Here is an 18,512-nt window from a genome sequence, read left to right as displayed (position 1 = left end):
AGGGCTACACCGCGTATGGGCACTGCGATATACTCTTCAGTGCAAAAAGCGTGTGGTTATTTCTTTGGATAGATTTGGGTGCTGCCCGGCAGCGATCCCATCAACCGCTGGAGCATGTCATGAAAAAGCATTTAGTGATGTTAGCGTTGGTCTGTGGTGCAAGCACGATGGCGCAGGCAGCGACAACTGAGCAGCGCTATACGCAAGCGTGTGCCGCATGTCATGCCTCAGGCGTTATGCAGTCGCCGAAAAAAGGCGATAAAGCCGCTTGGGCGCCGCGCTTGAAAAAAGGTGAAGCAACCTTGGTTGCGCACGTTAAACAGGGTTATAAGATGATGCCGCCGATGGGTTTGTGCAATGACTGTACAGACGCCGAGTTTAAGGCGCTCATTAAATACATGTCTCAGTAAGTTGCTACGAGTGCTCTTATGAAAAAGTTTGTTGCTGTTGTTTCGCTGCTCTTGGGCGCTAGCTCATTCAGCCACGCTGCCGTAGTGATGCCGAAAGGTGACGCCGATGCAGGTCAAGGTAAGTCTGCGGTCTGCGCCGCTTGTCACGGTGCCGATGGCAATAGCGCTGCGCCTAACTTTCCTAAGTTAGCCGGCCAAAATGCTAAGTACCTTTATAAGCAGCTGCAAAACTTCAAGTCAGGTGCTCGTCAAAACGCCTTAATGATGCCAATGGCCACTGCGTTAAACGACCAAGATATGGCGGACATCTCGGCTTATTACGCGCAACAAAAGGGCACGATTGGCGGCGCCAAGAAAGACTTGGTTGAGCGTGGTCAAAAGCTTTATCGCGGCGGTGACAAAGAGATTGGTTTAACCGCATGTTCGGGCTGCCACGGCCCAGCCGGCAAAGGCAATGAATTTGCTGCTTTCCCGCGCTTATCCGGCCAACATGCCGAATACACGGCCACACAGCTTCGCCACTTCCGCGCTGCCGGTCGTGATGATCTGACCGATGAGAAGCGCAACAACGACGGTAGCAAACCTGGTGAGCTGGGCCCCATGCAGATGATTGCGGCAAAGCTTTCTGATAAAGACATTGAAGCATTGGCGTCTTATATTCAGGGCTTGCACTAAGCTTCGTAGTTGATTTGAATCAAGCCCGCCGACGCGGGCTTTTTTCTGTCAGCGAAGTTGCCGACCTAGCGTTATACGTCTAACGATGACTGAAGGACAAAACAATGATGAAGAAGTTTTTCGCGATTTTATTGCTCACATTGCCAACCTGGGCGATGGCGCTAACGCCGGTTGCCGGCAAAGATTACACCGTGTTGACGAACCCAACGCCGGCATTGAGCGATGGCCAAGTCGAAGTGCGTGAGTTTTTTTGGTATGGCTGCCCGCACTGCTACACATTAGAGCCTCATGTGGCGGCATGGTTAAAAACTAAGCCTGAGGGCGTTCGATTTGAACGCAGCCCCGCAGCACTCAATGCCGTCTGGGAGGCTAACGCCCGCGGCTATTACGTAGCCGAGGCGCTAGGCATCGTTGAAAAAACGCATGGGCCGTTGTTTGCTGCTATTCAGGTAGATAAACAGCGCTTATTTTCGCAAAAGAGCTTGGCGGCGTTTTATGCCGGCTTTGGTGTTAAAGAGGCAAATTTTAACGGTCTCTATAATTCCTTTACGGTCAGTGCCAAGGTCGCACAATCGCGCAATCTCGCCATGCGCTATCAACTCACGGGCGTGCCAGCGATGGTTGTCAATGGCAAGTATTTGGTGCCGGGTGAAGGCGCGCGAACCATTGCTGTGGTCAAAGCGCTCGTTGCTCAAGAGCGATCTGGCAAATAGTCAGTTTGAATGAGGCGCTTTTAAGCGCCTTTTTCTGGTGCCCACGCTTGTGCGCCGAGCATGATTAAACGCAGTTGCTTGGTGCAGCGCTCAATGTGTTCCACATCTGGGGCATCAAATGGTAGCGCGAGCAGGTCAAGCGCCAAGTGAATGACCGTGTTGACGACCAAGTCAGCAAGCATGCTGAGATCATCATGCGGTAGGCCGGCATAAGTCGGCCATTGCGCGAGATCATCGGCAAGCTCAGCAACAAACTGGCGCATTTCCAGATGAATGGTTTCGCGAACTTTCGGTGGGCCGCCGGCACGTTCGCGCGCCAGAAATTCAAAATACAGCGGGTTGTGGCGAATAAAGCCGACGAGCGCTGCCACAGACTCAGTTATGGCCGCGCCACCTTGAGCCTGCTGGCGGACTTGGCGCATGATCACGCGGAGCTGATGACAGGCCTCAATAGCTAGGGCTTCACCGAGGCTATCGAGATCACTAAAATGCCGATAAAACCCGGTAGGCACCAAGCCTGCTTGGCGAGAAACCTCGCGCAAACTGAGGCCGGAAAAGCCTGCGCCTTCGTGCATGAGCGTGAGGGCAGCGTCCATGAGTGCTTGCCGCGTTTGCAGTTTTTTTTCTTCGCGCAGTGCCATAAGGGCCCCTTCTAAACGGCGTCTAGTTTAGCATTAGCGCACGGATGTTCACTAGAGAGGTCATGATCATGTCATTTTTAACGCGTGTTGAAGCCATCAAAGACTTGATTCAAGAGGCTGTCGATAAAGGCGCCACCAGTGTTGAGCAAATTCATCAAGCCATTGCCTCCATGCCACTCGATGCACTGGCTAAGCGTGGCTTATTGGAAGACAAAGCCGAAAGCGTCAAGCAGTCGCATGCCGACACAATTGGCACAGTCTACGATGCCATTCGTCGCGTAAATCGTGAGGTTGGCGACTTGGCAACGGGCCTGATTGAAAGTGTAGAAGATCAAATTGCCACGCAGAAAAACATCAACAAGAAAGACTAAACGTGCTGACTGCATCGGCTTGTCCGAGGCTGTTACACTAGCGAGCTACCGGCCACATCGGGGAAATCCGTGACACGCAAACCGCATGTATTAATCATCTTAGATGGCTTTGGCCACAGCGAAAGCTCTGACTCAAACGCCATTCGCGCCGCTCATATGCCCAATTGGCAAGCACTGCTCAACGATTGCCCGCACGGGCTAGTGTCGGGCTCAGGCGAGGATGTGGGTTTGCCAGATGGTCAAATGGGCAACTCTGAAGTCGGTCATATGAACTTAGGCGCCGGTCGCGTTGTTTACCAAGATTTTACGCGCATCACCAAAGCCGTGCGCGATGGCGAGTTTCAACAAAATCCCGTGCTGGTGCAGGCATTAGATCGCGCAATCCGTGCTGGCCGTGCGGTGCATATTCTCGGACTGTTGTCACCTGGCGGGGTTCATTCCCATGAAGATCATTTGCACGCCATGGTCGATATGGCCGTTGCCCGCGGTGCCCAAGCAGTTTATGTGCATGCATTTTTAGATGGCCGCGATACGCCGCCGCGCTCGGCGCATGCGTCGTTAGAAGCGATGGAAGCGCATCTCGCGAAAACGGGCAAAGGCCGTGTGGCGAGTATCGTTGGTCGCTATTTTGCCATGGACCGCGACAATCGCTGGGATCGTGTTGAGGCCGCGTATCGACTGCTTACCGAAGGCATGGCAACGCGCCAAGTCAGCAGTGCAGTAGCTGGCTTACAAGCCGCATACGACGGCGACATTAGCGATGAGTTTGTGCCTGCAACGTGCATAGTTCCTGAGGGCGCGGCGCCAGCAATCATTAGCGATGGCGATGCCGTTGTGTTTATGAATTTTCGCGCCGATCGTGCGCGTGAAATTACTCGCGCGTTTGTCGATGATGACTTCACGGGCTTTAATCGCGTGAAGCGTCCAGCGCTTGCCGACTTTGTCATGCTCACCGAGTATGCCGATAGCATTAAAGCGCCCGTGGCGTTCAAACCAAGCGCATTGCACAACTCATTGGGCGAATATTTGGCGGGTTTAGGTAAGACGCAGTTACGTATTGCAGAGACTGAAAAGTACGCACACGTGACCTTCTTTTTTAGCGGGGGGCGGGAGCAGCCGTACGCTGGCGAAACGCGCATTCTCGTGCCCTCACCGGCAGTCGCAACATACGATATGCAGCCCGAAATGAGCGCGGCCGAGGTCACCGACAAGCTACTCGCCGCCATTACCTCCGGCGAATATGACGCCCTCATTTGCAATTACGCGAATGGCGATATGGTTGGTCATACCGGCAATTTCGACGCCGCCGTAGCCGCCTGCGAAACGTTAGATCAGTGTTTGGGGCGCTTGCGTGCAGCAATTGAGCAAGTGGGTGGCGAGATGCTCGTCACCGCTGATCACGGCAATGTTGAGCAAATGCGTGACAGCGCCACTGGCCAGGCGCATACGGCGCACACCTGCGAGCGCGTGCCGTTTGTCTATGTGGGCACACAAAGCGCCGTGCGAATTGCCGAAAATGGCGTGTTGTCGGATGTTGCCCCCACGCTATTGAGCCTAATGGGTTTGCCGCAGCCCAGCGACATGACAGGCCGGAATCTAGTGGTGCCGGCATGAAGCGAGTGTTTTGCCAAAGCCTAGTGGCAGCCGTATTGCTGAGCGGATTTTTTGGCGCTGTTTATGCGGCCGATGGTAGCCAACTACGCAGTGAGGCGAACTCCGCCAAGTCTGATTTAGACTCCGTGAAAAATGAAATTCGCACCGCCACGAAAAAGCTGCGACTGACCCAAGCTGAGCGCAACAAACAGCAAAAATCCTTAAAGGAAGCCGAAGCAGCGATTGGCAAGTTGCAAACCTCTGTTTCAGCGACAGAAAAAGAAACGCGCGAGCGGCAGTCGCGGGTGGCGGTGTTGCGTAAACGCCAAGTAGCGCTGTCGCAGGCCAAGCGTGAGCAGTTAGCGAGTTTGAAGGCCGATATGCAGGCATCTTATCGCGCCGGTCGCGACGATTATTTTAAGCTGCTGCTCAATCAAGAGCATCCGGCGCTGTTATCGCGGCAATTACGCTATTTTAGCTACGTGCAAAAAGCACGAAGCGAACGCATTGATGAGCTTGATGCCACCATGGCTGAGCTTGCCGCAGTGGAAAAAGAAGAGGCTGAGCAAATCGTTAAGCTCGCTGCCTTGGAGCGTAAATTAGAGCGTCAGCAAGGTCAGCTTGAGAAGGCTAAAACGCAACGTGCCTCGGCCCTGAAAGTGCTGAATAGCGATATTGCTAACCAAGACCGGAAGCTTAAAAACCTGAAGAAAAACCAAGCAGCCTTACAGAATTTGATGCGCCGCCTGGAGCGCCAGGCACGCGAGGCTGACCGCCTAGAGCGCGAGCGGCGTGCGCGTGAAGCGGCGGCTAAAAATAAGCCGGCGCCATCGACCAAAGAAAAGCCGGTGTGGAGCCAGGAGCCGGACTATTCCGTGCCCTATCGCGGCAACTGCTCATTGCCCGCGAGTGGCGGTATCCGCGCACAATTTGGTGCCGATCGTGGCGGCGGTTTGCGCTGGAATGGCATTGTCATTGCGGCGAGCAGTGGTGCCGCGGTGAAGGTAGTGAAAAGCGGTAAGGTGCTCTACGCCGACTTCCTGCGCGGCTACGGCAAGCTGGTCATTGTTGACCATGGTCGCGGCTTTATGTCGCTGTATGGCTACAACCAGAGCATCACTGTGAAAACTGGCGATAGCGTCTCGGCCAACCAAACGGTGGCGAGCGTGGGCGATGGCAGTGAGGGTGAGACCGGCTTGTATTTCGAAACGCGTTTGCGCGGCCGGCCAAGTCAGCCGGGCAACTGGTGTAATTACTAGGCTAATGAAAAGGGCGCTTATCAAGAAGCGCCCTTTTTTATGCACTAGCGTTTAGCAAATTTATGTAGCGTGTGGCCTTCAGCGGCGCATGCAAATGCCGTGGACGGCCAAGAAGTCTTTCGCTTGGCCCACGGTGTATTCGCCAAAATGGAAAATACTCGCCGCCAGTACTGCGTCGGCGCCGCCCTGCACAATACCATCGCATAAATGCTGCAAATTGCCGACGCCACCGGAGGCGATAACCGGCACGCGCACGGCTGAGGTGATGGCTTTCACCAGCGCCAAGTCGTAGCCGGCTTTGGTGCCATCGGCGTCCATGCTGGTGAGCAAAATTTCGCCGGCGCCATAGTCGGCCATGCGTTCGGCCCAAGCCACGGCGTCGATGCCGGTGCGGTTACGGCCGCCGTGCGTGAAGATTTCCCAGCGACCGGGTTCGCCATCGGCGGAGACGCGTTTGGCATCGATAGCGGCAACGATGCATTGCGCGCCGAAACGTTGCGAGGCCTCAAGCACAAATTCGGGGCGTTTGACCGCGGCCGAGTTGATGCTGACTTTGTCGGCGCCGGCGTTGAGCATGCGGCGAATATCGGCGACTTCGCGAATGCCGCCGCCAACGGTGAGCGGCACAAATACTTGCGAGGCCATGCGCTCGACAGTGCGCACCATGGTGTCGCGGCCTTCAACGCTGGCGGTGATGTCGAGAAAGGTAATCTCATCGGCGCCCTGCTCGTCGTAGCGCTTGGCGACCTCAACAGGATCGCCGGCGTCGCGAATGTCGAGAAACTTCACGCCTTTGACGACGCGGCCCTGATCGACATCGAGGCAGGGAATAATGCGTTTAGCGAGCGTCATGGCGGAGTACCGATTGAAAGTCAGCGCGCATTTTATCATGGGTGCCGATGTCGCGAGCGACTATACTTGCGGCCTTCATGATGAGCTGGGGTAATGCGTGGCGCAGGCGTCTACACAAGTCGATGTGGTGGTTATCGGTGGCGGTGCCTCGGGTCTCATGTGCGCGATGGCGGCGGGCCGGCGCGGCCGCCGTGTGCTGGTGCTCGATAGCAGCAATAAAATCGGCAAAAAGATTTTGATGTCGGGCGGTGGGCGTTGCAACTTCTCCAATTACACGGTCGAGCCTGAGCATTTCATTAGTGAAAATGCGCATTTTTGTGTCTCGGCGCTGAGTCGCTATACGCAATGGGATTTTATTGCGCTGGTGGAAAAGCATGGCATTGCCTATCACGAGCGCCGCCATGGCCAGCTCTTTTGCGACGATTCAGCGAAGGCCATCTTGGCGATGCTGGTGAGCGAATGCGAGGCCGTGGGCGTGAAGATTCGCACAAAGGCGCAGGTGACCAAGATCAGCGCCAACGACTCAGGCTTTGCGCTGAGCATTGGTGATGAGCGCATACGCTGCCAATCACTGGTGGTCGCCACCGGTGGGCTGTCGATTCCGACGCTGGGTGCAAGCGGTTTTGGCTATGACATTGCTCGGCAATTTGGCCACGAGGTGCTGCCCACGCGCGCCGGTCTGGTGCCGATGACGTTTAGCGATGGGATGAAAGCGGTGACCGAGCGCCTCAGCGGTATTGCCCTCGATACTGTGGTGAGTACGCAGCGCGATGCCCCGAGCTTTCAGGAAAATCTCTTGTTTACGCACCGCGGCATCAGTGGCCCTTCGGTGATTCAAGCGTCTAATTATTGGCAGCTCGGCGAGCGCATCAGCATCGATTTGCTGCCTGGCTCGCCATGGGGTGCGATGTGTTTGAGCGACTGGTTGATTGCGCAGAAAAAGGCGCAGTCGAAGGTCTTGCTGCGCACGCTGCTGACGCCATTTTTGGTGAAAGCCTTGGTGCTTGAGCTACAGATGTTGTTGTGGCCAGCTGAGGCTGAAAAGCCCATGGCCGATTGGCCCGATGCCGCGCTGAAGCGCGTTGCAGAGGCACTGACGCAATGGACATTGCTGCCGTCGGGCACCGAGGGTTATCGCACCGCGGAGGTGACACTCGGTGGTGTGGCGACCGACGAAATATCATCACGCACACTCGAGAGCCAACTCCAACAAGGCTTGTATTTTGTCGGCGAGGTGCTTGATGTTACCGGCTGGCTCGGTGGCTATAATTTTCAATGGGCATGGGCGTCTGGTCATGCCGCCGGGCAATGTGTCTGAGCGTTTGCACTCAACAAATCACGGTTCGCTTAGGCATCGGCGAGTTGCTGTGCTTCGGCCAAGTCCAGCGTGCCCTCATAAATCGCACGACCGGTGATGGTGCCAATCACGCCATCGCCACGGACTTTCAGCAGGCCGCGAATATCGTCGAGATTAGTCACGCCGCCGGAGGCGATGATGGGTAGGCCGGAGTCGCGCGCGAGCTTGGCAGTGGCTTCAACATTGACGCCCTGCATCATGCCATCGCGGGCGATGTCGGTGTAGACGATGGCGCTAATGCCATCGGCCTTGAATTGACGGGCTAAATCGACGGCTTGCACGCTCGATACCTCGGCCCAGCCATCGGTGGCGACCCAGCCATCTTTGGCATCAATACCAACAATGATTTTGCCGGGAAATGCGCGGCAAGCGTCGCGTACAAACGTGGGCTCTTTCACGGCTTTGGTGCCTAAAATGACATATGAGACACCGGCGCGAACATAGGCCTCGATGGTCTCCAGCGAGCGAATGCCGCCGCCGATTTGCACCGGCAGCGATGGCCAGCGCGTGGCGATAGCGCGCACGATCTCGCCATTGACCGGCTCGCCGGCGAAGGCGCCATTGAGGTCGACCAAATGCAGCCGGCGAGCACCCTGCTCCACCCATTGCGCGGCCACGCCGATGGGGTCGTTGGAAAACACCGTGTCGTCTTCCATGCGGCCCTGTTTAAGGCGCACGCAGGCGCCGTCTTTGAGATCAATGGCGGGGATAATTAACATCGAATGCTCCAACGCGAAGGCCTAATGGCCAGCGAAATTAGGGGTTCCAGCGCAGAAAGTTTTGCAGCAGGCGAAGGCCATCCTGCGCACTTTTTTCGGGATGAAACTGGGTGGCAAAGACATTCTCGTGCGCAATGGCGCAGGAAAATGGCAGGCCATAATCGCAGCGACCAACACTCAGCGCAGGATTATCGGGCAGGCAATAATAGCTGTGCACGAAATAGAAGCGCGCGCCATCGGCAATGCCATCCCAGAGCGCGTGCTCACGCTGCTGCGAGACAGTATTCCAGCCCATGTGTGGCACCTTTAAACGCTGCGCCTCGATGGTGGGCACGTCGTTGAAACACTTAACCTGACCGGTGTACAGCCCAAGGCCATCGACGCCACCATTTTCATCCGAGCGCGTGAGCATGGCCTGCATGCCGACACAGATGCCGAGTAAAGGTTTGCTGCGCACGAGCTCGTCGACCAATGCAGCAATGCCGTGCTCATGCATGGCCGCCATGCAATCGCGCATGGCGCCCTGACCGGGCAGCACGACGCGATCGGCGGCACGAATCGTCGCGACATCATCGCTAATGACTACCCTTGAGGCGCCGACATGCTCGAGTGCTTTAGCGACCGAGTGCAGATTACCCATGCCATAGTCGAGGACCGCAACTGAGGTCACAGCGAGCCCTTGGTCGATGGCATTTGGCCGCTCATGCGCGGGTCGAGCTCAACGGCCATGCGCAGAGCGCGACCGAAGGCTTTAAACAGCGTTTCGGCCTGATGGTGCGCGTTGCGCCCGCGCAAATTATCGAGGTGCAAGGTCACGCCGGCGTGATTGACGAAGCCTTGGAAAAACTCAAAAAATAGATCGACGTCGAATTGGCCGATGTGGCTGCGGGTAAACTCGCAGTGCATCTCCAAGCCTGGACGACCAGAGAGATCGACGACCACGCGCGAGAGTGCTTCGTCGAGCGGCACATAGGCATGACCGTAACGACGCACGCCGGTTTTGTCGCCAAGCGCTTTGGCGAAGGCCTGGCCTAGCGTGATGCCGCAGTCTTCGGCGCTGTGATGGTCATCGATGAAATTATCGCCATCGCAGACAATATCGATGTCGATGAGGCCGTGACGCACGATTTGGTCGAGCATGTGGTCGAGAAAGGCAATGCCGGTTTGCAGGTTGCCCTGACCGGTGCCATCGAGATTGATGACGGCACGAATTTTGGTCTCTTTGGTGTTGCGCACCACTTCTGCTTGACGAACGCTCATGCTCATCCTCAACTTGGCCGAGAAAAAATGCATTATAGCCTCATCGCGCTGCAAACGGCATGGTCTGAGCCCGCGCGCGTGCTCTACACTGGCGAAAATTGTTTGAGTCGCTGCCATGCCCTTAATTGCGAAAGCCCATAACCTGCCGTTAGATGCCGACGTGGCTGAGCGCTTAGCGCGTTTGCAACCGCCAGTAAGCGCGCCACCCACGTCCGATGCCACGCTTTATATTGGCTGGTTTAATACCAAGCCGATCGCCGCGGTCTGGGCATGTGGTGGCAATGATGCGCGCACATTATCGGGCTTCGGCATTCACGCCGCCACGCGCGGGCGAAGTGTTTTGGCGCAATTAGCCGATGCGGTGCGCAAACAGGAAAATGAGCTAGGTCATCGCGTGTTAAGCAGCGATGACTTTGCTGCGCTCGATACTGACCCCGCAGCCAAGACGTCGGCCTAATAAGTCTGAAGAAATAGCCTCGACCACCGGCGATCGCCTCGATACACTAGCAAACGCAGCAACTAGCCGCCGCTTGTGCGCAGAAACTCACCGCGCGGGTGTCGTATAATGGCAATACCCTAGCTTCCCAAGCTAGAGCCGTGGGTTCGATTCCCATCACCCGCTCCATGTGCCCTCCGTAGAGGAGATCTCCGTGCAGGGAATTTCTCGCGCTTTCCGTGCTCAACGCCTAACGCAATGGCAGGCCTGGCACGAGCGTTTAGTTATTTGGGGTGCCGCCGTTGCAACCGGCGCCGTCATCGTTTTATTTGCGCGGTTAGGCGATTGGGCCGGCGAGATTTTCGCTCATGCTCACGCGCTCAGCCCATGGGCTGGCCTCCTCATTACCCCATTCGCAGGCATGGCCATTGTCGCCATTGCGCGGCGCTGGTTTCCCGGCTCTGAAGGTAGCGGTATTCCACAAACTATTGCCGCCTTAGAGGCAGCCGAAGGCACGGTTGAGCGCGGCCGATTTTTATCGTTGCGCATCGCCTTTGGCAAGCTTTGGCTTGGTACTGCCGCTTTGGCGGGTGGCTTTTCGGTGGGGCGCGAAGGGCCGTCCGTGCAAATGGGCGCGAGCATTATGTATGCGTTTCGGCGACTGTTGCCGCGTGGGCATAGCATCCGTGCCCGCGACATGATGCTTGCCGGCGGTGCGGCCGGCATTGCCGCGGCGTTTAACACGCCGTTGGCGGGCATTGTTTTTGCCATCGAGGAGTTGTCGCGACGCTTTGAGCAGCGCACCAATGGTGTCTTGCTCACCGCCATTGTTTTGGCTGGCCTGGTGTCTATCTCGCTGCAGGGTAATTACTTGTATTTTGGGCATTTATCGGTGGAGATGATTGATCATCGTATCCTCTGGCCCGTACTGATTTGCGCCATAGTTTGCGGCACGGCGGGCGGCATTATGAGTCGCTTATTGCTGTACTCAACGACGCCGTGGCGCGGGCTGCTAGGTCGTGTGCGGCATGGCAAGCCGATTATCTTTGCTGGCCTGTGCGGCTTGGTGGTGGCGTTGTTGGGGCTACTCACACGCGGCGAAGTGCATGGCTCAGGGTATTTGACCACGCAAGCTATGCTCAGCAATGACATCTTGGTGGAGTGGTATTACGCGCCGGCAAAATTATTGGCCACCGTGGTGTCGTACTTCAGCGGCATTCCCGGCGGTATTTTTGCGCCGAGCTTGGCCATCGGCGCTGGTATTGGCCGTGATCTTGAGCCGTTATTGAGTGATTTCGCTGTGGCCGGCAGCATTTATGCGTTGTGCATGGCCGCTTTTATGACGGCGGTGACGCAGGCGCCAATCACCTCATTTATCATTGTCATGGAAATGATTGATGGCCATGAGATGGTTCTGAGCTTGATGGCGGTGACACTGCTGTCATCATTGGTGGCGCGCATTTTCAGTCCGCCGCTCTATCACACACTGGCGCAGGCCATGACGTTTGCGCCTAAGCCCTTAACTCCGCCCACTATCGCGCCAGCGGACCGGCGCTGACGGCTCGGGTGCGCAGCTATTGCAGCTCGCGCAACCACTGCCACAGCCCGCCTCGGTGCTGCCGCTTTGGAGCCAGCTACCGAGGCGCGCATAGCCGTGTTGCACAACATGCTGCGCCAGCCGATTTTGACCGTTAGCCATGGCGCTCGGGGCAAATTGCTTGGCCACACGCCAGACGCTCCAGAGCAATAGCGGCGTAACAATTAGCCATTGCAGCAACGCTTCGGGAGCCAACGCAGAGGTGCTCATAGCAACCACAAGGCCAGCTGATAGGTAATAAACGACGCCAGGTAGGCGAGCCCAAACAAGTAGCCGGTCATGATGCCGACAGTGCGCCATGAGCCGGTTTCGCGACGTACCGTGGCGAGTGTCGACAAGCATTGCGGTGCGAAAATAAACCACACCAGTAATGACAGGCCGGTGGCCAATGACCATTGCTGCGAGATCAGCGTGCTGAGTTGATTAGCGACCAAATCTTCATTGCCCGACATGGCGTAGACCGTGCCGAGCGCGGCGACCACTACCTCGCGCGCTGCTAAGCCCGGCACCAGCGCGATGGAAATCTCCCAATTAAAGCCGATGGGCGCAAAAATCACGGCCAAGAATGCTCCGAGCTGGCCGGCGTAGCTGTATTCAATGGCCGGTAGCGTGGCGCCGATGGGTGCAGCTGGGAAGCTCGCCAGAAACCAGAGCAGCATGGTGACTGCGAAAATGATGCCGCCCACGCGCTGAATAAAAATCATCATGCGCTCATACAAGCCAAGAGCAATGCTGCGCCAATCGGGCAGACGATAGCTTGGCAGCTCCAGCAATAGTGCGTGTTCGCTGCGATCAGACTGCAACCATTTCATGGCATAGGCGACAAGCAGCGCACTGGCAATGCCGCCGAAATACAGCGCAAAAAGCACCAATCCTTGCAAATTCAGCACACCCCAGACGCTTTGTGGCGGAATAAACGCGGCAATCAGCACGGTATAGACCGGTAGGCGTGCGGAGCAGGTCATCAGCGGCGCGACCATGATGGTGGTGAGTCGGTCGCGTGGGTCGGAGATGCTGCGGGTGGCCATGATGCCGGGGATGGCGCAGGCGAAGCTCGATAGCAGCGGAATAAACGCGCGCCCGGTGAGGCCGGCTTTAAACATCAAGCGGTCGAGCAAAAACGCCGCGCGTGGCAAATAACCCGATTCTTCGAGCAGCAAAATAAAGAAAAACAAAATGAGAATTTGCGGCAAAAACACCAATACGCTGCCAACACCGGCGAAAATGCCGTCATTGAGCAGGCTGCGAAGCAGGCCGTCAGGCAGGGTTTGTGTGGTCAATGTACCCAGTTCACCAATGCCAAACTCGATGCCGCCCATAAATGGCTCGGCCCACGAAAACACCGCTTGGAAGATAAAAAACATCAGCGTAGCCAGTAGCGCGAGGCCGAAAATTGGGTGCAACGTGAAGCGATCAATGGCGTCATCGCGGGCGTCAGTGCTGCGTGGCATCACCACACAGTCAGCGAGCATGGCGCGCACCGCCTGATGCAAGTCGCCATTGACTGGCGTTGGCAGAGTTTGCGTGAGGGGTCTATCGAGCGCGTTTACTAATGGCTCCACGCCGCCTTTGCGGGTCGCGACGGTCTCAATAATCTCAATGCCCAAGGCTGAACTTAGCGCCGCCACGTCGATTTCAATGCCGCGTCGTTTGGCGGCATCCATCATGTTTAACGCCAACATCATGGGCCTGCCTAAGCGCATGGCCTCCAACACAAAGCGCAAGTGCAAACGCAGGTTGGTGGCATCGGCTACGCAGACAATCAGATCTGGCAATGGCTCATCGGGCAGTTCGCCCAAGCACACCGCGCGCGTGATGGCTTCATCTGGGCTGGTTGAGGTTAGGCTGTAGGCGCCGGGCAAATCGAGCGCAATGATGTGTTGGCCCGATGGCAGCAGGATTTTCCCCTCTTTGCGCTCCACGGTCACGCCGGCGTAGTTGGCAACTTTCTGGCGCGTGCCGGTGAGCTGGTTAAACAGCGAGGTTTTACCGCAATTAGGGTTGCCTACCAAGGCGATGCGCGTGCTCATGAGTCCTCCAGCGATACCACCACTCGAGCGGCTTCGCTGCGGCGGAGCGCAAAGCGCGTGAAGCCTACTTGCACCAGTAACGGGTCTGCGCCGATAGGGCCCGTGGCGGTAATGCGCACGGTTTCGCCGGGCACAAAGCCGATGTCATTGAGACGTTGAGCAATAGCATCTGGCGAACTGATGGCTTCCACTTGCTCGACCACGGCGGATTGAAAACGAGATAATTCAGAGAGACGCACGGCAACTCGGCATCAGAAATGAGAATGATTCTTAGAATTGTGAGATTTCGCGTGGCGACTGTCAAATGCTATTTTGTTGCCGGCGGCGCGCGCCGTCTCGCAAACAGTGGCGGGGTCATCCACAGCGCTGTAGAGTCGTTAACCATCTGCACAGTGTCGTTGGCGAGGAGTAAGTATGAAGCGCGTATTGAAATGGATAGCTGGCATCGTGGCCCTGTTGGTGGTGTCGGTATCGGCGCTGGCGGCCTATGTGGTCTTCGTGCTCGACCCTAATGATTACAAGCAGGCCCTCACCGATGTGGTCAAGCAAAAAACCGATATGGACTTAGCCCTGACCGGCGATCTGGCGTGGAAGCTCTACCCGAGCATCGGCATTTCATTAGGCGAGACCAGCCTCAAAGACGCCACACTCGATGAAACCTTGGTAGCCGTGAAGCAAGCCAGTGTCTCGGTCGAGTTGCTGCCATTGCTGAAAGGTACGGCCTCTGTCGATGCCGTTGAGCTCGATGGCGCCAGTGTGCGTTTCGTGCAATATGCCGACGGCAAAACCAGCTGGGATACGCTGCTTGCTAAGCTCAAAAGCCCAGAGGAAGACAAGCCATCGCAGCAAGTGGCATTTAATGTTGATAGCTTAAACATTAGCAATACTCAGTTAACCTTGGTCGACAAAGCCGCTGGCGTGACGCGTAAAGTCGACAAAATTGCCGTGCAAGCAAGTGACATCGATCCCACTAACGCCTTCCCGCTGTCGGCCAGTTTTAATATCTCGCAAGTCGATGACGCCGGTAAAAATTTCCTCGCTGAAAATAGCCTGAAGGCGCTTATTACGCTGAATTTAGACGCGCAAAAACCGCATATTGAAGACCTCACACTCAACAGCGCGCTGTCTGGCAATATGCTGCCGGCACCCATCACCTTAACGCTCAATGCGCAGACCATTGATGCCGATTTAGCGGCTCAGCAACATGCGGTGGCGGGCTTAAATCTTGATGTCACCTATGCTGATCCGAGCCGGCCAGCGCCGATTAGCGCGAACATCAGTGCTGATATCAAAGCCGATGTGGCGAAAGGTGAAGCGAGTATTAGTCCGTTGCGCGTGACCACCACCGTGACCGATAAAGCCTTGGCGAAACCAATGGCCGTGGCACTCGATACCGCAGTCACGGCAAACTGGAAAGTGGGTGATATTTCGGTGCCTAAGCTGGTTGCCACGCTCGATAAGATCCGCTTGGAGGCCAATGCCCGCGTGCAATTACCGGCGCTAGCAAGCGGCGCTGAAAATATCATGGCCGGCATGAAAGTCAGCGGTAAGCTCAGCACTAACGCCTTTAATCCGCGTGATGTGATGGCGAACTTAGGCATCACGCCGCCGGTCACTAAAGACCCGAAAGCGCTGAGCAGCGTCAGCCTAAGCGCCAACTTAACGGGTGATGAGCGTGCCGTGTTAGCCAAGAATCTGCGTATTGCCCTCGATGGCAGTACTATTTCTGGTGAGGCCGGCGTGCGTGAGCTACCGAAGGCGCGAATTTATGCGCGACTGAATCTCGACAAGCTGAACGCCGATAACTATTTGCCGCCCGAAAGCGCTGCTACCGCAAAGGCGCCCGCCGACAAAAGCGAGACCAAGCAGCAAGTCGAGGCGCTATTGCCTGTTGAGCTGCTGCGCGAGCAAAACCTCGACATTGGCTTTAAGGCCGGTGCGCTGACCATCATGTCCTACCCGATTACACAGTTGAGCCTGCAAGCCGCTGCGCGTGATGGCCTAGTCAATGTCAGCGAGTTCCGTGGTCAGGTTGCCGATGGCAGCTTTAGTGTGCCTGCGACAATCGATGTGCGTGGCAAGCAGCCGGTCATCACGCTCAAGCCCACACTAAATAAAATCGATCTGGGCCCGATTGCGCAAAAAGCCCTCAACCAAGATGTCTTTGCCGGCCGCATGAATTTCAACGGCGATGTCACCGTGCGCGGCAATGATGTGGATAGCTGGATTGCCTCGGCTAAAGGCCCCAACACGCTGCGCCTCAACGATGGTCAAATTAAAGGCGTCAATGTTCGCGATGCCCTGTTTAACGCGCTCGGTCAGTATCAAGCGTTGCTGCCCGCGCTCACTGGCCGCGATATTGATAGCTTAAAGTCGAAAATTGGCAACACTGACATTGTCAGTTTGTTGGGTGAGATCACGCTCGATCAGGGCGTGGTGCGTAACGAGTCCATGAAAGCCGACCTCAAAGATATCCAAGTCGGTGGCTCAGGCACATTCAATTTGCAGTCCAATGACGTGGATTACCGCTTCCAGCTGAAACTCGACAAAAAGTATTGGGGCGAGAAATACGCCAAGATGGCCGACTATGCCATCCCCGTGCGCTGTAATGGCAATCTCGCCGGTAGCCTCGCCACGCTCTGCGGCCTCGATAAGTCCGGCATGCAAAGCCTGGTAGGGCAAGTGGCCAAAGCTCGTCTCAGTGAAGAGGTAGAAAAACAGAAAGGTAAGCTTGAAGAGAAGCTCACCGAAAAATTGGCACCCGCGCAAAAAGAGGCTGTAAAGCAAATCTTTGACCTTTTCAAACGCTAAGTTCTCCGATGCGGTGTTGGCATGGTTCGACCATGCCGGCCGCAAACATTTACCTTGGCAGCAGGCCGTCACGCCGTATCGCGTCTGGGTCTCGGAAATCATGCTGCAGCAAACGCAGGTCAGCACCGTGCTGCCGTATTTTCAGCGCTTCATGGCAAGCTTTCCCACGCTCGCTGATCTTGCTCGCGCACCGATCGATGAAGTCCTGCATCATTGGACGGGCTTGGGCTATTACGCCCGTGGTCGCAATTTGCATAAAGCCGCACAGCTGTCGTGCGAGCGCTACGCCGGTGCCTTGCCGGATACGCTCGATGCACTGATGGCGTTGCCCGGCATTGGCCGCTCCACCGCCGGTGCCATTTTGGCGCTCGGCTTTGGTCAGCGTGCGGTCATTCTCGATGGCAATGTGAAACGTGTCTTGGCGCGCCATCAGGCCTTGGCCGGTGATCCGGCAAAGGCTGCAGTCAGCAAAGCATTTTGGGCGCTAGCCAACGCCCTCACGCCGACACAGCGCTGTGCTGACTACACACAAGCCATGATGGATTTGGGCGCCACGCTGTGTACGCGCAGTAAGCCGGCCTGCTCGCGCTGCCCAGTACAAACGAGTTGCATGGCCTATGCTCAGGGTGAGCCTACGCGCTACCCCGAAAAGCAGCGCAAGCAAGCCGTTCCCACGCGTGAGGCGATTTTGATGATCCATCGCCAGCATGACCAAGTGTGGATGCAGCAGCGTCCTAGCACGGGCATTTGGGGTGGGCTGTGGAGCTTCCCCGAATGGCCCGCCGATGCCGAGCTGCCTGAGCAGGCCGAGCCTTTGCCAGCCTTTATGCATGTGTTTTCGCATTTCCGCTTACACATCAGGCCTGTGCTTTTTTCGAGCCGCGCGGTGCTCGGTGTTTCCGATGCCAATGGCCGCTGGGTTACACTCTCCGACCTGCCGGCGCTGGGATTTCCGGCGCCTATTTATTCATTGTTGCAGCGCTTAGGCGCGCGCCAGGAGGTGTGTTGATGATGCGCACGGTATTTTGTCGCAAATTAAAGCAAGAGCTCGAGGGTATGGCCTTTGCACCATTTCCCGGTGAGCGTGGGCAAGTGCTGTTTGACACGGTGTCGAAAGAGGCGTGGATGCAATGGCTGCGCCACCAGACCATGCTGATCAATGAAAACCGCTTGAGCGTACTCGACCCGCAGGCCAAAGCCTTTCTCGACGAGCAGTTGGAGAAGTTTTTAAGTGGCGATGATTATGAGCGGCCACAAGGCTGGACGCCCGAGAAAAGTTCATGAGCACATTGCCGCCAACACGCGGCCCGGCTTCCTTAGATGCGCTGCAGGCCTTGTACCCAATGATCGTGGCGCGCAAGGTGCAATGGGGCGATATGGATGCGCTCAGTCACGTGAACAACGTCACTTATTTTCGCTATCTAGAAGATGTGCGACTGGGCGTGATGGAGCAGTTGGGCATTTTCCCGCGACTGTTTCATGAAGGCACAGGTTTGGTCATTGCCGATGCAAGTTGTCGCTACAAAGCGCCTGTGGTGTATCCCGATACGCTGCATATTGGCGTGCGGGTTACCTTATTAGGTGAAGATAAAATCGTTTTTCATTACGCGCTGTTTAGCGAGCACATGCAGCGTGTGGCGGCTGAGGCCGAGACCACGCAGGTCTGCGTGAGTCCGCAGACCGGGCGTAAAGTCGCGATGCCGGCTTGGTTCAGAGAGGCCTTAGCGGCTTTGACCTAGAGCTGCTCATGGGGCAAACAAAAATGCCGCTCAATGAGCGGCATTTTTA

The 18,512-nt window shown here is 56.4% G+C and carries 21 protein-coding genes and 1 tRNA gene; 14 read left to right on the top strand and 8 right to left on the bottom strand.

The genetic code is table 11. The features are described from left to right. The first annotated feature begins 119 nt into the window (after positions 1–119). From DFR26_RS01400 to DFR26_RS01390, 3 genes are all read left to right on the top strand, one after another. Entirely contained in the window at positions 120–410 is a 291-nt protein-coding gene (locus DFR26_RS01400; protein WP_116207151.1) for a c-type cytochrome, read from the top strand. An 18-nt stretch (positions 411–428) separates the two neighbouring features. Further along, positions 429–1,085 carry a c-type cytochrome gene (locus tag DFR26_RS01395; RefSeq protein ID WP_116207150.1) on the top strand — a complete coding sequence of 219 codons (657 nt, stop codon included), beginning with the start codon at positions 429–431 and terminating at the stop codon, positions 1,083–1,085. 107 nt (positions 1,086–1,192) lie between these two features. After that, positions 1,193–1,798: a thiol:disulfide interchange protein DsbA/DsbL gene (locus DFR26_RS01390; protein ID WP_425453347.1), complete on the top strand. Its 606-nt coding sequence runs from the start codon at positions 1,193–1,195 to the stop codon at positions 1,796–1,798. 20 nt (positions 1,799–1,818) lie between these two features. Here the strand turns inward: DFR26_RS01390 and DFR26_RS01385 are convergent, their stop codons facing one another. Continuing rightward, positions 1,819–2,439, bottom strand: coding sequence for a TetR family transcriptional regulator (locus DFR26_RS01385; protein ID WP_116207148.1), 621 nt, complete (start codon positions 2,437–2,439; stop codon positions 1,819–1,821). Positions 2,440–2,507: 68 nt separating this feature from the next. Here DFR26_RS01385 and DFR26_RS01380 point away from each other — a divergent pair, with 68 nt between their 5' ends. From DFR26_RS01380 to DFR26_RS01370, 3 genes are all read left to right on the top strand, one after another. Next, on the top strand, positions 2,508–2,810 hold the full coding sequence (locus DFR26_RS01380) for a hypothetical protein (RefSeq protein ID WP_116207617.1): 303 nt from the start codon (positions 2,508–2,510) through the stop codon (positions 2,808–2,810). A gap of 69 nt (positions 2,811–2,879) precedes the next feature. Next, positions 2,880–4,424: a 2,3-bisphosphoglycerate-independent phosphoglycerate mutase gene (gpmI, locus tag DFR26_RS01375; protein WP_245952983.1), complete on the top strand. Its 1,545-nt coding sequence runs from the start codon at positions 2,880–2,882 to the stop codon at positions 4,422–4,424. Beyond that, positions 4,421–5,662 carry a murein hydrolase activator EnvC family protein gene (locus DFR26_RS01370; protein WP_116207146.1) on the top strand — a complete coding sequence of 414 codons (1,242 nt, stop codon included), beginning with the start codon at positions 4,421–4,423 and terminating at the stop codon, positions 5,660–5,662. Before gpmI ends, DFR26_RS01370 begins: the two co-directional genes overlap by 4 nt. 78 nt (positions 5,663–5,740) lie before the next feature. On the opposite strand, the gene hisF is transcribed toward DFR26_RS01370, so the two are convergent. Continuing rightward, positions 5,741–6,514, bottom strand: a complete 774-nt coding sequence (gene hisF, locus DFR26_RS01365; protein WP_116207145.1) for an imidazole glycerol phosphate synthase subunit HisF — start codon at positions 6,512–6,514, stop codon at positions 5,741–5,743. Positions 6,515–6,611: 97 nt separating this feature from the next. Here hisF and DFR26_RS01360 point away from each other — a divergent pair, with 97 nt between their 5' ends. Next, positions 6,612–7,832, top strand: coding sequence for a BaiN/RdsA family NAD(P)/FAD-dependent oxidoreductase (locus DFR26_RS01360; protein WP_281269864.1), 1,221 nt, complete (start codon positions 6,612–6,614; stop codon positions 7,830–7,832). 29 nt (positions 7,833–7,861) lie between these two features. Here DFR26_RS01360 and hisA read toward each other — a convergent pair whose 3' ends face one another. From hisA to hisB, 3 genes are read right to left on the bottom strand one after another with little or no spacing between them, the layout of a single operon-like run. Continuing rightward, positions 7,862–8,590, bottom strand: a complete 729-nt coding sequence (gene hisA, locus DFR26_RS01355) for a 1-(5-phosphoribosyl)-5-[(5-phosphoribosylamino)methylideneamino]imidazole-4-carboxamide isomerase (protein ID WP_116207144.1) — start codon at positions 8,588–8,590, stop codon at positions 7,862–7,864. A 37-nt stretch (positions 8,591–8,627) separates the two neighbouring features. Continuing rightward, a complete protein-coding gene (hisH, locus tag DFR26_RS01350; RefSeq protein ID WP_116207143.1) occupies positions 8,628–9,260 on the bottom strand; it encodes an imidazole glycerol phosphate synthase subunit HisH in 633 nt (210 codons plus the stop codon). Beyond that, the gene (hisB, locus tag DFR26_RS01345; RefSeq protein ID WP_116207615.1) at positions 9,257–9,850 is read right to left on the bottom strand and encodes an imidazoleglycerol-phosphate dehydratase HisB; all 594 of its coding nucleotides are present in this window, start codon (positions 9,848–9,850) and stop codon (positions 9,257–9,259) included. The genes hisH and hisB overlap by 4 nt, the downstream gene beginning before the upstream one ends. 115 nt (positions 9,851–9,965) lie before the next feature. On the opposite strand from hisB, the gene DFR26_RS01340 reads away from it, so the two are divergent. From DFR26_RS01340 to DFR26_RS01330, 3 genes are all read left to right on the top strand, one after another. Then, positions 9,966–10,307, top strand: coding sequence for an acetyl-CoA sensor PanZ family protein (locus DFR26_RS01340; RefSeq protein WP_116207142.1), 342 nt, complete (start codon positions 9,966–9,968; stop codon positions 10,305–10,307). A gap of 94 nt (positions 10,308–10,401) precedes the next feature. After that, positions 10,402–10,475 (top strand) — tRNA-Gly (locus DFR26_RS01335). A gap of 25 nt (positions 10,476–10,500) precedes the next feature. After that, a complete protein-coding gene (locus tag DFR26_RS01330; protein WP_116207141.1) occupies positions 10,501–11,844 on the top strand; it encodes a chloride channel protein in 1,344 nt (447 codons plus the stop codon). Here the strand turns inward: DFR26_RS01330 and DFR26_RS01325 are convergent. The 3 genes from DFR26_RS01325 to DFR26_RS01315 are packed head-to-tail and all read right to left on the bottom strand — an operon-like array spanning position 11,806 to position 14,152. Next, on the bottom strand, positions 11,806–12,093 hold the full coding sequence (locus DFR26_RS01325) for a DUF6587 family protein (RefSeq protein ID WP_116207140.1): 288 nt from the start codon (positions 12,091–12,093) through the stop codon (positions 11,806–11,808). The genes DFR26_RS01330 and DFR26_RS01325 overlap by 39 nt on opposite strands. Next, complete coding sequence (gene feoB, locus DFR26_RS01320; protein ID WP_116207139.1) at positions 12,090–13,913, bottom strand: ferrous iron transporter B; 1,824 nt, start codon at positions 13,911–13,913, stop codon at positions 12,090–12,092. The genes DFR26_RS01325 and feoB overlap by 4 nt, the downstream gene beginning before the upstream one ends. Beyond that, positions 13,910–14,152, bottom strand: a complete 243-nt coding sequence (locus DFR26_RS01315; RefSeq protein WP_116207138.1) for a FeoA family protein — start codon at positions 14,150–14,152, stop codon at positions 13,910–13,912. The genes feoB and DFR26_RS01315 overlap by 4 nt, the downstream gene beginning before the upstream one ends. 175 nt (positions 14,153–14,327) lie before the next feature. Here DFR26_RS01315 and DFR26_RS01310 point away from each other — a divergent pair, with 175 nt between their 5' ends. Genes DFR26_RS01310 through DFR26_RS01295 form a run of 4 tightly spaced genes read left to right on the top strand, consistent with a single transcriptional unit; the run spans position 14,328 to position 18,463 of the window. Beyond that, positions 14,328–16,724 carry an AsmA family protein gene (locus DFR26_RS01310; protein WP_116207137.1) on the top strand — a complete coding sequence of 799 codons (2,397 nt, stop codon included), beginning with the start codon at positions 14,328–14,330 and terminating at the stop codon, positions 16,722–16,724. Further along, positions 16,705–17,733, top strand: a complete 1,029-nt coding sequence (gene mutY, locus DFR26_RS01305; RefSeq protein ID WP_116207136.1) for an A/G-specific adenine glycosylase — start codon at positions 16,705–16,707, stop codon at positions 17,731–17,733. The genes DFR26_RS01310 and mutY overlap by 20 nt, the downstream gene beginning before the upstream one ends. Continuing rightward, a complete protein-coding gene (locus DFR26_RS01300; RefSeq protein WP_116207135.1) occupies positions 17,733–18,008 on the top strand; it encodes an oxidative damage protection protein in 276 nt (91 codons plus the stop codon). Before mutY ends, DFR26_RS01300 begins: the two co-directional genes overlap by 1 nt. Next, positions 18,005–18,463 carry an acyl-CoA thioesterase gene (locus DFR26_RS01295; RefSeq protein WP_116207134.1) on the top strand — a complete coding sequence of 153 codons (459 nt, stop codon included), beginning with the start codon at positions 18,005–18,007 and terminating at the stop codon, positions 18,461–18,463. The genes DFR26_RS01300 and DFR26_RS01295 overlap by 4 nt, the downstream gene beginning before the upstream one ends. Positions 18,464–18,512 lie beyond the last annotated feature (49 nt).

The organism is Paraperlucidibaca baekdonensis (assembly GCF_003387535.1).
GTDB classification, from domain to species: Bacteria; Pseudomonadota; Gammaproteobacteria; order Pseudomonadales; family Moraxellaceae; genus Perlucidibaca; species Perlucidibaca baekdonensis.
This window is presented reverse-complemented; position numbering and strand designations above follow the sequence as displayed.